At 72.5% G+C, this 12,971-nt stretch carries 11 protein-coding genes and 1 pseudogene; 7 read left to right on the top strand and 5 right to left on the bottom strand.

Going from position 1 to position 12,971, the window contains the following annotated elements; genetic code table 11:
• Nucleotides 1-62 precede the first annotated feature (62 nt).
• Complete coding sequence (locus AV521_RS04300) at nt 63-269, bottom strand: hypothetical protein (protein WP_256725431.1); 207 nt, start codon at nt 267-269, stop codon at nt 63-65.
• Nucleotides 270-479: 210 nt separating this feature from the next.
• Between AV521_RS04300 and AV521_RS49075 the strand changes: the two genes are divergently transcribed.
• From AV521_RS49075 to AV521_RS04285, 4 genes are all read left to right on the top strand, one after another.
• Complete coding sequence (locus AV521_RS49075) at nt 480-623, top strand: hypothetical protein (protein WP_179022833.1); 144 nt, start codon at nt 480-482, stop codon at nt 621-623.
• 194 nt (nt 624-817) lie between these two features.
• Complete coding sequence (locus AV521_RS04295) at nt 818-1,171, top strand: hypothetical protein (RefSeq protein WP_076083661.1); 354 nt, start codon at nt 818-820, stop codon at nt 1,169-1,171.
• The gene (locus AV521_RS04290; RefSeq protein WP_079249145.1) at nt 1,168-1,953 is read left to right on the top strand and encodes a maleylpyruvate isomerase family mycothiol-dependent enzyme; all 786 of its coding nucleotides are present in this window, start codon (nt 1,168-1,170) and stop codon (nt 1,951-1,953) included. Before AV521_RS04295 ends, AV521_RS04290 begins: the two co-directional genes overlap by 4 nt.
• 260 nt (nt 1,954-2,213) lie before the next feature.
• Nucleotides 2,214-4,259 carry an NPCBM/NEW2 domain-containing protein gene (locus AV521_RS04285; RefSeq protein WP_076083658.1) on the top strand — a complete coding sequence of 682 codons (2,046 nt, stop codon included), beginning with the start codon at nt 2,214-2,216 and terminating at the stop codon, nt 4,257-4,259.
• A gap of 224 nt (nt 4,260-4,483) precedes the next feature.
• Here the strand turns inward: AV521_RS04285 and AV521_RS04280 are convergent, their stop codons facing one another.
• Nucleotides 4,484-5,434 carry an ROK family protein gene (locus tag AV521_RS04280; protein ID WP_076083655.1) on the bottom strand — a complete coding sequence of 317 codons (951 nt, stop codon included), beginning with the start codon at nt 5,432-5,434 and terminating at the stop codon, nt 4,484-4,486.
• A 227-nt stretch (nt 5,435-5,661) separates the two neighbouring features.
• Between AV521_RS04280 and AV521_RS04275 the strand changes: the two genes are divergently transcribed.
• Nucleotides 5,662-6,711 (top strand): LacI family DNA-binding transcriptional regulator, encoded by a 1,050-nt coding sequence (locus AV521_RS04275; protein ID WP_076083652.1) that lies wholly within the window; start codon nt 5,662-5,664, stop codon nt 6,709-6,711.
• Nucleotides 6,712-6,718: 7 nt separating this feature from the next.
• Nucleotides 6,719-7,498, top strand: coding sequence for a hypothetical protein (locus AV521_RS04270; protein WP_076083649.1), 780 nt, complete (start codon nt 6,719-6,721; stop codon nt 7,496-7,498).
• Here the strand turns inward: AV521_RS04270 and AV521_RS04265 are convergent.
• The gene (locus tag AV521_RS04265) at nt 7,444-9,330 is read right to left on the bottom strand and encodes a serine/threonine-protein kinase (RefSeq protein ID WP_076083646.1); all 1,887 of its coding nucleotides are present in this window, start codon (nt 9,328-9,330) and stop codon (nt 7,444-7,446) included. The genes AV521_RS04270 and AV521_RS04265 overlap by 55 nt on opposite strands.
• Before the next feature lie 153 nt (nt 9,331-9,483).
• Nucleotides 9,484-10,782, bottom strand: a complete 1,299-nt coding sequence (locus AV521_RS04260) for an aldolase/citrate lyase family protein (RefSeq protein WP_076083643.1) — start codon at nt 10,780-10,782, stop codon at nt 9,484-9,486.
• Nucleotides 10,783-10,996: 214 nt separating this feature from the next.
• Here AV521_RS04260 and AV521_RS04255 point away from each other — a divergent pair.
• Nucleotides 10,997-11,902: pseudogene (locus AV521_RS04255) on the top strand (endonuclease/exonuclease/phosphatase family protein).
• Between the two features lie 64 nt (nt 11,903-11,966).
• Here the strand turns inward: AV521_RS04255 and AV521_RS04250 are convergent.
• Nucleotides 11,967-12,929: an electron transfer flavoprotein subunit alpha/FixB family protein gene (locus AV521_RS04250; protein WP_076083640.1), complete on the bottom strand. Its 963-nt coding sequence runs from the start codon at nt 12,927-12,929 to the stop codon at nt 11,967-11,969.
• Nucleotides 12,930-12,971: the final 42 nt, after the last annotated feature.

Below are 12,971 nucleotides of genomic sequence, written 5' to 3'. Positions count from 1 at the left end.
GAAGGGCGATGCCGGTGCCCCTGAGGCGGGGACACCGGCACCTGCGCCACGAGCCGTCGGAGCTACTTCTCCCTGTTGCCGGTGTCGTCGTAGCCGAAGCTGTCCAGGGTGACCGGGTGGCCTCCGGTCGAGTCGAGGGCCTTCGAAACGTCGAGACCGTCCAGGGACATCCCGGTGGGGCTCTTGTCCGCCGCGTGGGATGGGGTGACGGCGGCCACGACGAATCCGGTGGCCAGGGTGGCGATGGCGAGCATGCTGCGCTTCTTCATGGGCTGACCAACTGCGGATCCGGCCAGGGGTCACGCGGATACCGGCAAGCGGTCGATGCGGGCCGTCGTCCCGATGGGAGGGCGCATGGAGACGTCCGACGGTCATATCCACGTCAAGGCGCGGGGCGACGCGGCGGCCCCGCGCAACGTCCTCGCCGCCGCGTTCGGTCTGGTCGGCACCCGCTCCGCCGAGGCGGGCACGGGCTGCGGGTGCCCCGTGCCTTCGTCTCGCGGCACCCCGAGCGCGTCACGTGCCTGCCGTGCCGCGAGCACGCCCGCGACCAGCACCAGCGGCTCGCCGACGGACTCGACCACCTGGCCGGCCTGCCCGGACCGCTCGCCGATCGGGCCTGATCGGGCCCGGGCGGAGCGGGCGGAGCGGGCGGAGCGGGCGGCCGCCCATCACCACGAGCCGGCACGGCGGTTCGCGGCGCCGTGCGGCGCCGGCCGTGCCGTAATCGGCTGGCACGCGCCCGCACGGCGCCGGTATCGTCCGGCATCCCGCCCTGCCCTCTTTCGAGGCAGCACCCGACCAGAAATGCGCCGTCATGACCAGCCCACCCCCCACCACGACCCTCTGGCGCCCCACCGGCCCCAAGGAACTGGAGCTGGTCCGCGCTCTCGACTGGCGGGCCTGGCCACCCCGGCTCCCGGAGCAGCCGATCTTCTACCCGGTCCTCAACGAGGACTACGCGATCCGGATCGCCCGGGACTGGAACGTCCGGTACGACGGCGCCGGCTTCGTGACCCGCTTCGAGGTCGACACCGAGTTCCTCGCCCGCTATCCGGTACAGCGGGCGGGTGGCGAGACGATCCTGGAACTGTGGGTACCGGCCGAGGAGTTGGACGAGTTCAACGCTCATATCGTCGGCCGTATCGAGGTCGTACGGGAGTTCCGGTGAACGGGCCCACAGCCTTCGGCGCCGCGGACGATCACCTCGCAGGGCATCGCATCGAGGACGTCGTGCGCTCCGGTGACCGGCTGGTCCGGGCGGCGGCCGGGCTGTCCGACGCCGGGTTGCGCGCCCCGTCGGAGCTGCCCGGCTGGACGCGCGGGCATGTACTCGCCCACGTCGCCCGCAGCGTCGACGCCTATGTGTGGCTGCTGCGGCTCGCGCGCACCGGCCGGGAACCGGGCCCGCGCGCGGACGCGGCGACGCTGTCGGCCGCCGTCGAGCGGGACGCGGCGCTGCCCGCGGACCGGCTCGTGGCCAGGCTGAGGGAGAGCCTGGACCGGTTCGCGGCGCAGGCGCATACGACGCCCGCCCCCGTCTGGGACCGCCTGGTCCCGGCGCTGGCCGGCTGGCTCCACCCGGCCCGGTACCTGCTGCTGCGCTGCCTGAGGGAACTGGAGACCCACCATCTCGACCTGGGCCTGGGACAGGGCACCGACCAGTGGCCGGACGCGTATGTCGCCTGGGCGCTGGACGACACCCTCGCCACACTGCGCGCCCAGGGCTTTCCGCTCGCCTCGGTGGAGGCGGAGGATCTCGGCCGGCACTGGTCGGTGGCGGCCCAGGGCCCCTCGGTCGCCGGGGCCGGGCACCAGCTGCTCGGTTGGCTCAGCGGACGGACTCCGGCCGACGCGCTGACCACCGACCCTCCGGGACACCACCTGCCCCGCCCACCCGCATGGCCCCAGCCTCCGCTGCCCGGTTGGGGGCGCGTCGACGACGGGGCGTGAGCCGGGAAGCGGACACATCCGCAGCCTGGGGAAGGCACCCATCCGAAGCTTCGGAAGCCAACACATCCGAACGCTCCATCACACCGGCGGGTGAAATCTCCCGCCCGTCAAGGCTTCTGACGGGATATCGAACAGTCCGGACACACCTCTTCCAACACAGTCCGACACGTCCTACCGTAAACGCGCACAGCTGACACACATGACGCCCAGGCGGAGCCATGTCGTCATCCACCCGTTCGCGAGTCGGAGGAACGTCAACGATGCGTCACCCTCACACCCGCACAACCCGCCGAAGAGTGGTCGAAGCGTTCACCGCGGGACTGCTGTGCGCGGCGGGCCTGGCCGCCCCCGCACACGCCTCCCCCACGCACGTGCCCCCCGCCCAGGCCCCGGCAGCCTCCGCCGGCCGCGCGCCGGCCGACGGCCTCGCCCTCACCCCGCCGATGGGCTTCAACAACTGGAACTCCACCCACTGCGGCGCCGACTTCAACGAGAGCATGGTCAAGGGCATCGCCGACCTCTTCGTGGCGAAGGGCCTGAAGGACGCCGGCTATCAGTACGTCAACCTGGACGACTGCTGGGCGCTGCCGCACCGCGACGCCGACGGCAAGCTGGTGCCCGACCCGGCCCGTTTCCCGAACGGCATCAAGGCCGTCGCCGACTACGTCCACTCCAAGGGACTCAAACTCGGCATCTACACCAGCGCCGGCACCAAGACCTGCAACAGCGCGGGGTTCCCGGGCGCGCTCGGCCACGAGTACAGCGACGCCCGGCAGTTCGCCGACTGGGGCGTGGACTACCTGAAGTATGACAACTGCAACAACCAGGGCGTCGACGCCAGGCAGCGCTACACGACCATGCGCGACGCGCTCAAGGCGACCGGGCGGCCCATCGTCTACAGCATCTGCGAATGGGGCGAGAACAAGCCCTGGGAGTGGGCGGCGGGCGTCGGTCATCTGTGGCGCACCACCGGTGACATCAGCGACAACTGGGGCTCGATGCTGTCGATCCTCAAGCAGAACCTGCCGCTCGCGCCGTACGCCGGGCCCGGCCACTGGAACGACCCCGACATGCTGGAGGTCGGCAACGGCGGCATGACGGACACCGAGTACCGCTCGCACTTCTCCCTCTGGTCGGTCATGTCCGCGCCGCTGCTCATCGGCACCGACCTGCGCAAGGCCTCCCAGGCGACCTTCGGCATCCTGGACAACAAGGACGTCATCGCCGTCGACCAGGACCCGCTGGGCAAGCAGGGCACGGTCGTCTCCGCCACAGGCGGACGCTGGGTGATCGCCAAGGAGATGAAGGACGGCAGCCGGGCGGTCGCCCTGTTCAACGAGTCAGGCGCCGCCCAGCGGATCGCCACCAGCGCGGCCGCCGCAGGCCTTCCCGTCGCCCCCGCCTACACCCTGCGCGACCTGTGGCAGCACCGCAGCTACAACACCGCGGGCACCATCGCGGCCACTGTCCCGGCCCATGGCACGGCTTTGCTGCGCGTCTCGGCCGACCCGCACTGGGCGGCCAACCCGCCCGCCACCGAACTGGGCCTGGGCGGCGGCCCGTTGCTGGAGGCCGCCGCCCCGACGCCGCTGACCAGCACCGTCACCGACCTCGGCCGCACCCCCGCGCGGGGGGTGTCCGTGTCCCTGACCGGCCCCGAGGGGTGGACCGTACGGCCCACCTCGGCGACCACGGCGACCGGCCTCGCCACCGGCCGGAGCCTGCGCACGGGCTGGAGCGTCACCGCCCCGGCCGGAACCCCCACCGGCTCCTACGGCCTCACGCTCCAGGCGCGTTACCGCTCTCCGGCCGGACAGCGCGTCACCAGCACCCTCCCGCTGACCGCGTCGGTCGTGGTACGGCCGCCCGCCGGGACGTCGTATCTCAGCGACCTGAACTGGCTGTCGGCGACGAATGGTTGGGGGCCGGTGGAACGCGACACCAGCAACGGGGAGAGCGACGCGGGCGACGGCCACCCGATCACCATCGGCGGCACGGTGTACACCAAGGGCCTCGGAGTCCACGCACCCAGCGACGTCTCCTTCTACACCGGCAGGACCTGCCGGAAGGTCACTGCCGACGTCGGCGTCGACGACGAGAAGGACCCCAGGGGCACCGTCACGTTCGAGATCTGGGCGGACGGCACGAAGGTCGCCTCGACCGGCGTCCTGACCAACGCGATGCCCGCCCAGCCGGTCTCCGCCGACATCACCGGCGCCCAGGTCATCCGCCTTGTCGTCACCGACGCGGGAGACGGCAACGACTCCGACCACGCGGACTGGGCGAACGCCATGCTGGCCTGCTGACCGCGCCCACCCACCAGGGCGGCCAGACCGTACGCGGCCGCGGGTGCGTGGGGCTGTACGCGCCCACGCATCCGCAGCCGCACATCGATACGGCCCCGCGCCCCTCGGGGAACCGCGGTGCCGTCGGCCTGCAAAGCACCGCCGGCGCTGCGGGGGTGGGCACTGGGGGTACCCCCTCTGGGGGAGGCGCCTCCCGGCGCGCAGCGCCCTACCGACCTCCCGGCTCAGACCCCCGCCGTCGCGTCCGGCCGCCGTGCCAGCGCGGCTGCTGCCGCCCCCACCAAACCCGCGTCCGTACCCATCTGCGCGGGCACGACCGTAAGCCGCCGGACGAAGGACAGCGTCGCGTAGTCGGTGAGTGCCTTGCGCAGCGGTGTGAAGAGGATGTCGCCCGCCTTGCCGACGCCCCCGCCGATCACCGCGATGTCGATCTCGACCAGGGTCGCGGTGGCCGCGATCCCGGCGGCCAGCGCCTGGGCCGCCCGCTCGAAGGACGCCACCGCGACCGGGTCGCCCTCACGGGCGGCGGCGGCCACCGCGGCGGCCGAGGTGTCGCCGTCGGGGCCGGGACGCCAGCCCTGTTCCAGGGCCCGGCGGGCGATGTTCGGCCCGCTCGCGATCCGCTCCACGCAGCCGCGCGAACCGCACGGGCACGGGTCGCCGTCGAGGTCGACGCTGATGTGCCCGATGTGCCCGGCGTTGCCGGTCGGACCGGGATGCAGCCGGCCGTTCAGGACCAGGCCGCCGCCCACGCCGGTCGACACCACCATGCACAGCGCGTTGTCGTGGCCGCGGGCGGCGCCCTGCCAGTGCTCGGCGGCCGTGATCGCGACCCCGTCGCCGATCAGCTCGACCGGAAGACCACCGGTGACCGCGCGTACCCGCTCGACCAGCGGGAAGTCGCGCCAGCCCGGCACGTTCACGGGGCTCACGGTGCCCGCAGAGGCGTCCACCGGGCCGGCGCTGCCGATGCCGATGGCGCGGGCGTGTCCCCACAGCGGTGCCCCGGCGAGCTCGCCGAGCACCTCCTCGACGGCCCGCATGACCGTTTCGCCGTCCTGCTGGGCGGGCGTGCCGCGCTGGGCCCGCGTCAGGATCCGTCCGTCGTCGTCCACCAGCGCGCCGGCAATCTTGGTACCGCCGATGTCCAGGGCCGCCACGAGGTCGGTGTGCATCAGAGTCAGATCTCCCCGTTGAAGCTTGAAAACCAAAGGAGGGGCAGGCCGGTCGAGCGGTGGGGGCGCAGGCCGACAGACAGCGGTGGACAGTGTCTCGCGCATCTGACAACGTTGTCCAGGCTCTATGCTCGACGCCACATCCTCATACAATCCACGGGTCGGCGCACCACCCCGCACACACCGATTCCGCGGACCAGACGGACAACAGGACAGGACCCCGCATCGTGCCCGAGACGACCCGCCGCGCAGACAGCCTTCCCGGCACCCGTTACGGCAACCGCCCGACGATGAAGGACGTGGCGGCGCGGGCCGGTGTCGGTCTGAAGACGGTCTCCCGGGTGGTCAACGGCGAGCCCGGCGTCACCCCGGACACCGAGCGCCGGGTGCAGGAGGCGATCGACGCACTGGGCTTCCGCCGCAACGACAGCGCCCGGGTGCTGCGCAAGGGCCGTACGGCGAGCATCGGCCTGGTCCTGGAGGACCTCGCCGACCCCTTCTACGGCCCGCTCAGCCGCGCCGTGGAAGAGGTGGCCCGGGCCCATGGCGCCCTGCTGATCAACGGCTCCAGCGCCGAGGACCCGGAGCGCGAGCAGGAGCTGGCGCTGGCCTTGTGCGCCCGCCGGGTGGACGGCCTGGTGGTGATCCCGGCCGGGGACGACCATCGCTATCTCGAACCGGAGATCAGGGCCGGGGTGGCGACCGTCTTCGTGGACCGTCCGGCCGGGCGGATCGACGCCGACGTGGTGCTGTCGGACAACTTCGGCGGGGCGCGGGACGGCGTCGCCCATCTGATCGCGCACGGCCACCGCCGGATCGGTTTCATCGGCGACATGCCCCGCATCCACACCGCCGCCGAGCGGCTGCGCGGCTACCGGGCGGCCATGGAGGACGCCGGGATACCGGTCGAGGACGCCTGGATGTCCCTCGGACAGACGAATCCGGAGCGGGTGCGCCGGGCGGCGGAGGAGATGCTCTCCGGGCCCGCCCCGGTCACCGCGATCTTCACGGGCAACAACCGGGTGACGGTCACCGTGATCCGGGTCCTGGCCGAGCAGACCCGCCCCGTCGCGCTCGTCGGCTTCGACGACTTCGAGCTGGCCGATCTGCTCCAGCCGGGCGTCACGGTCGTCGCCCAGGACTCGGCCGCCCTCGGCCGTACCGCCGCCGAGCGCCTGTTCCGTCAGCTGGACGGCGGGCTCGTGACACCGGTGCGCATCGAACTGCCCACCCGGCTGATCACACGCGGCTCGGGCGAGCTGCCGCCGGCCGACTGAGCCGCCCATGACCGGCCGCACTCTGGAGGAACTCGGCCTCGCCGAGGTTCCCCGTGACCATCCGCTGACCTATCCCGGCGCCTGGCCCGCCGAGTCCGGGCTGCTGCACGGCGACCGGATGCTCCCGCTGGACCGCCTGGTGTACGACGACCGGGCGCCGGTGCTGGCCGTCGGCTCCAACGCCTGTCCCGGCCAACTCCGGTACAAGATGACGAAGTTCGGGATCGACTCCCCCCTGCCGATGGTGCGGTCACGGGTGTCCGGGCTGGATGTGGGCGTCTCGGCGCACGTCAGCATCTTCGGGTATGTCTCCGCGTCCCCGGTCAAAGCCCCGCGCGCGTTAAGCGAGTTGTTCGTCCTCTGGCTGGACCGGCGTCAGCTGGAGGTGATCGACGCCAGCGAGCCCAACTTCTGGCGGGCCTGGCTGCCCGCGCCGCAGGTGCGGATCGAGCTGCCGGACGCTTCCGCGCTCACCGGGGCGTACGCCTACGTCAACCGGCACGGGGTGCTGCACAACGGGGTCGGTGTGCCGCGCCGCCATCCCGGCGACCAGCACGTCCTGATCTCCGAACTCCTCGCGCGATCGGCTCGGTTGCGGGAGCTGTTCGGGGTGACTCCGGAGGAGTTCTGTGTGCGGGCACGCCGTGACGCCGATCTGTGCGCGCGGGGTACACGGCTGTTCGCCGAGCAGAAGTGGGTGACGGAGTCGGGTTTCGAGCCGTACGCCGACGGTCAGCAGACCGGGAGTCCGGGCACCGGGGCGTCGTTGTTCCCGCCCTTGAGGTAGACGTCGCTGACGTAGACACCGGTGTTGCCGCTGTCGTCGTCGGTCTTCGCCCACCACACGTTCGTCCAGCGCCCGTAGGTCTCCCGGCGCCCCAGATTCGCCTGGCAGTAGAAGTAGTCGGTGCCCGCTTTCAGGGTTCCGGCCGGGGCGCCGGAGGCCGTGTAGGACGTGGCGCTGCGCCAGACCTGGCAGTTGTACTTGCCGCCGCCGACGGACCCACAGGCCGGTGCCGGACTGGAGGTGTGCCCCGTGCCGCCGGTTCCGGTCGGGGTGTCCGAGGGCTCGGCCGACGTGGAAACGGGGGCTGAGGCGGAGGCACTGGAGGACGGCTTGGCGTCACCGGCCCCGCTCGCCTGCCCGGTGGGCTCGGCGCTCTTCCCGCCGGCCCGGCGCGGGTGTCCGGGCTGGGTGGACCACTCGGTGCCGGCCCGTCTCGTGGCGGCGTCCGCGCTGTGGGAGACGGCCTGCCCGGAGTCCGCCCTCGGCGCACCCTGATCGCGCACCAGGGCCACGGTGACTCCGGCCACGGCGAGCACGACGGCGACGGCAGCGGCGGCGAGCAGAGCCCGGCCCTTGCGGCGAGGCGAACCCGATGTCGTGCTCATGGGCCCGGTGGGGGCACCGGACGCGACTGACGGGGTCGGTCCGGTGGGGGTGCCGGGCGGGAATGCGGGCGTCGGTCCGGTGGGAGCGCCGGTGTGCGGGGCGGGGCTCTCCGGGTGGGAGGACACCGGTTCCATCGGCACACCGGCCTGCGGAGCGGGAGCGTGCGCACCGGCCGGCGGAGCCGGATCCTGTGCACCGGCCTGCGGAGCGGGACCATGAACGGCCGTCGGAGCGCCCGTGCCCGGGTCCGCCGGTCCGAATCCCGGTGGCGTGGGCGGCGTGCCGCGTTCCGGCGGTTCGGGCGCCCGTGGCGACGTAGCGCGCAGAGTGGTCGTCGGGGTGTCCGGGGTTCTCGACCGCACCACCTCGCGCAGCGCCTCGCTGGCCTCCTCGGCGTCCGGGCGGGCGTCCGGGCGCTTGTCCATCAGGCGCCGCAGCACCGGTGCCAGCGGGCCCGCGCGGCGCGGCTCGGGCAGGGGCTCGGAGACGATCGCGGTGAGCGTCGAGTAGGTGGACGTACGGCGGAACGGCGAGGCGCCCTCGACGGCCGCGTACAGCGTGGCACCGAGTGCCCAGACGTCGGCGGGCGGTCCCGGCTCGGCGCCCTGGGCGCGCTCGGGGGCCAGATAGTCCAGCGAGCCGACGAGTTCGCCGCTGCGGGTGAGGCGGGTGGCCGAACCGTCGCCCGGGTCGTCCATGGTGGCGATGCCGAAGTCGGTCAGGACGACCCGGCCGGAGCGGTCGAGGAGGATGTTGCCGGGTTTGACGTCGCGGTGCAGGACGCCGGCGCGGTGGGCGGCGGCGAGCGCGTCGGTCACGGCCGCGCCGATGCGTGCCGCCTCGTACGGGTCGAGGGTGCCGCGCTCGCGGAGGATGCCGTCGAGGGAGGGTCCGTCGATCAGTTCCATGACGATCAGCGGGCGCCCGTCGACCTCGGCGACGTCGTGCACGGCGACGACGCCGGGGTGGCGGACCCGGGCGGCGGCCCGGGCCTCGCGCTGCATGCGCAGCCGCAGGTCGGACAGTTCCGGTCCGGCCGCGTCGGTGTAGGTGCGCAGTTCCTTGACGGCGACCTCGCGGCCGAGGACCTCGTCCACCGCCCGCCAGACCACGCCCATGCCACCGCGCCCGAGGCATGCGGTGACGCGGTAGCGACCTGCCAGCAGCCGGCCGACCCCGTCGTCCGTGTTCCCGGACTCCTCCGGTCCCTGCTCCCCCGAAGACACCGCCGCCCCGTTCCTGTGTCGTCCTCTGTCGCGTCCGCGTGGTCGATGCGTGACGTCCAGCGTACGGGCCGACGGCGACGGCTCAAGCCGCCGGCCGAGGCTGTGACAGGTTCTCCACCTCGCGTCCGCTACTTCGCGAAGGCGCAGCGTCCGCTACTTCGCGGAGGCCGTCAGGTCGCCGCGCCGCGGCGCCGCGAAGCCCTCCAGGTCGGCGCGGGTCAGGCCGGTGAGGCGGGCGACCTCGGCGATGTCGAGGGCGCCGCAGTCCAGGCCGCGCAGCAGATAGCCGCTGAGGGCCTTGGCGGTGGCGGGCTCGTCCATGACGTCGCCGCCCGCGTGGTTGGCGTAGCGGGCGAGGCGGGCCGCCGCCTGCTCGAAGCCCTCGCGGTAGAAGGCGAAGACGGCCGCGTAGCGGGTCGGGATGTGCCCGGGGTGCATGTCCCAGCCCTGGTAGTAGGCGCGGGCGAGGGCGCGGCGGGTGAGGCCGTAGTGCAGGCGCCAGGCGTCGTGGACCTTCTCGGTCGGGCCGACGGGCAGCACGTTCGTCGAGCCGTCGGACACCCGGACACCGGTACCGGCCGCCGCGACCTGCATGATCGCCTTGGCGTGGTCGGCTGCCGGGTGGTCGCTGGCCTGGTAGGCGGCGGAGACACCGAGGCAGGCGCTGTAGTCGAAGGTGCCGTAGTGCAGCCCGGTGGCGCGGCCCTCGGCGGCCTGGATCATCCGGGCGACTGCGGCGGTGCCGTCGGTGGCGAGGATGGACTGGCTGGTCTCGATCTGGATCTCGAAGCCGAGCCGGCCGGCGTCCAGGCCGTGCACCTTCTCGAAGGCCTCCAGGAGGCGTGCGAAGGCAGTGACCTGCTCGGGGTAGGTCACCTTGGGCAGGGTGAGGACCAGGCCCCCGGGCAGGCCGCCCGACTCGATCAGGCCGGTGAGGAAGACGTCGAGGGTGCGGATGCCGCGGTCGCGTACCGCCGCCTCCATGCACTTCGTGCGGATGCCCATGTACGGCGCCGCCGTGCCGTTCCGGTACGCCTGCGCGATCAGCCGGGCCGCGCGGGCCGCCGTCGCGTCCTCCTCGGCGTCGGGGTGGGCGCCGTAGCCGTCCTCGAAGTCGACGCGCAGGTCTTCGATGGGCTCGCGTTCCAGCTTGGCGCGGACGCGGGAGTAGACCGGCTCGGCCAGTTCGTCGGACAGGCCGAGGACCGCGGCGAACGAGGCCGCGTCGGGGGCGTGCTCGTCGAGTGCGGCGAGGGCCTGGTCGCCCCAGGAGCGGATGGTGTCGGCGGCGAAGGCGTCACCGGGGACGTAGACGGTGTGGACGGGCTGCCGGGTGCCCGGGTCCCCGGGGTAGCAGCGCTCCAGCTCCGCGTCGACCGGTGCGAGGGAGGCGCTGATCTCCTCGTTGACGGCGCCCGCGAGGCTTGTCGCCACCTTCTCCTGCTGACCCATCCCACACCCTCCAATATTTCCGCACTACGGAATCAACAATCCGTATAGCGAAGTTATCTGCCAACCTTCCCGCTGGTCAACACCGCATTCCGTTCACTCCGCCCGGCCAACCCGGCGTGTTCACGTCGCTCTGGCACGGTCCGGGGCCGCACCGGCCCTACCGTCGCAGCGCATCCGCAACGACTCGTCCGAAGCCGCCGCAGAAGGAGCGCCCGTGCCGAACCGCAGCCGCGTCACCCGCCGCATGGGCCTGAAGACCGTGTCAGCGGTCACGATCCCCCTGTCCCTGTCCAGTACAGCACTCACCGTCGGCCACACCCCGGCCGGTGAACCGCCGAGCGGTCCGCTCCGCGTCATGTCGTACAACCTCCGCTACGCGAGCACCGCCGAACCCCACAGCTGGGCCGTCCGCAGACCCGTGATGCGCGCCCTGCTGCGGCGCGAGCGGTGCCATGTCATCGGCACGCAGGAAGGCCTCTACCAGCAGCTCCGCGACATCGAGGCCGGCCTCGGCGGCCGCTACGGCTGGATCGGCACCGGGCGCGCCGGCGGCAGCCGCGACGAGTTCATGGCCCTCTTCCACGACACCCGCCGGCTCGCCCCGCAGGAGTACGACCACTTCTGGCTCTCCGGCACTCCGGACGTGATCGGGTAGAACACCTGGGGCGGAGGCTCCGTCCGGATGGTGACCTGGGTCCGGTTCCGGGATCTGCTCGACGGCGGCCGCGAGTTCTACGTCCTGAACACGCACCTCGACAACCTCAGCCAGAACGCACGCGCGCGTGCCGCCGTCCTGATCTCCCAGCGCATCGCCGCACTCGACCGCTCACTCCCGCTCCTCGTCACCGGCGACTTCAACGCCGCCGCCCACAAGAACCCGGTCTACGGCGCCATGCTGCGCGCCGGCCTGATCGACACCTGGGACACGGCGGCCGAGCGCAGCCGGCTGTACGGGACCTTCCACGGCTACGAGCCGCTGACCCCCGACGGCGACCGCATCGACTGGATCCTCGCCACCCCAGGCGTCACGACGCACCAGGCGTCGGTCAACACCTTCTCGCTGAACGGCCAGTTCCCGAGCGACCACCTGCCGGTGCAGGCGTCCCTGACACTGGGATGAGACGAGGCGAGGCCCCCGTGACCGACGGCGCGGTCGCGGGGGCCTCGTACAGCGAAGGCGGGGATCAGCCCTTGCGGGACTTGATCTCCTCGGTCAGCTGCGGGACGACGTCGAAGAGGTCGCCGACGACGCCGTAGTCGACCAGCTCGAAGATCGGGGCCTCGGCGTCCTTGTTGACGGCCACGATGGTCTTCGAGGTCTGCATACCGGCGCGGTGCTGGATCGCGCCGGAGATGCCGTTGGCGATGTACAGCTGCGGCGAGACCGACTTACCGGTCTGGCCGACCTGGTTGGTGTGCGGGTACCAGCCGGCGTCGACGGCGGCACGCGAGGCACCGACGGCCGCACCGAGGGAGTCGGCGAGCGCCTCGATGATCGCGAAGTTCTCGGCGCCGTTCACACCGCGGCCACCGGAGACCACGATCGCGGCCTCGGTCAGCTCCGGGCGGCCCGTCGACTCACGGGGGGTGCGGGAGGTGACCTTGGTGCCGGTCGCCTGGTCCGAGAAGGTCACGGCGAGGGCCTCGACCGCACCGGCGGCCGGGGCGGCCTCCACGGCGGCCGAATTCGGCTTGACCGTGATGACCGGGGTGCCCCTGATGACACGGGACTTGGTGGTGAAGGACGCGGCGAACACCGACTGGGTGGCCACCGGGCCCTCGTCGCCGGCCTCCAGGTCGACGGCGTCGGTGATGATGCCGGAGCCGATGCGCAGCGCCAGGCGGGCGGCGATCTCCTTGCCCTCGGCGGAGGACGGGACCAGCACGGCGGCCGGGGAGACGGCCTCGTAGGCGGCCTGCAGGGCGTCGACCTTCGGCACGACCAGGTAGTCGGCGTACTCGGACGCGTCGTGGGTGAGGACCTTCACCGCGCCGTGCTCGGCGAGCGTGGCGGCGGTGTCGGCGGCGCCGTTGCCCAGCGCGACGGCGACGGGCTCGCCGATGCGGCGGGCCAGGGTCAGCAGCTCCAGGGTGGGCTTGCGGACGGCACCGTCCACGTGGTCGACATAGACGAGGACTTCAGCCATGGGATTGCTCTCCTGCGTAACGAAGTTGAGGGGCGGTCAGCG

This window comes from Streptomyces sp. IMTB 2501 (genome assembly GCF_001953885.1).
Lineage (GTDB): Bacteria > Actinomycetota > Actinomycetes > Streptomycetales > Streptomycetaceae > Streptomyces.
The sequence above is the reverse complement of the archived record's forward strand: the minus strand, read 5'-3'. Positions and strand labels throughout refer to the sequence as shown.

Excerpts from the sequence above, each read along its gene's own strand:
- AV521_RS04300 (WP_256725431.1), bottom strand. The coding sequence starts at position 269 with ATGAAGAAGCGCAGCATGCTCGCCATCGCCACCCTGGCCACCGGATTC.
- AV521_RS04295 (WP_076083661.1), top strand. The coding sequence starts at position 818 with ATGACCAGCCCACCCCCCACCACGACCCTCTGGCGCCCCACCGGCCCC.
- AV521_RS04285 (WP_076083658.1), top strand. The coding sequence starts at position 2,214 with ATGCGTCACCCTCACACCCGCACAACCCGCCGAAGAGTGGTCGAAGCG.
- AV521_RS04280 (WP_076083655.1), bottom strand. The coding sequence starts at position 5,434 with ATGCACACCGACCTCGTGGCGGCCCTGGACATCGGCGGTACCAAGATT.
- AV521_RS04270 (WP_076083649.1), top strand. The coding sequence starts at position 6,719 with ATGACCGGCCGCACTCTGGAGGAACTCGGCCTCGCCGAGGTTCCCCGT.
- AV521_RS04260 (WP_076083643.1), bottom strand. The coding sequence starts at position 10,782 with ATGGGTCAGCAGGAGAAGGTGGCGACAAGCCTCGCGGGCGCCGTCAAC.
- AV521_RS04250 (WP_076083640.1), bottom strand. The coding sequence starts at position 12,929 with ATGGCTGAAGTCCTCGTCTATGTCGACCACGTGGACGGTGCCGTCCGC.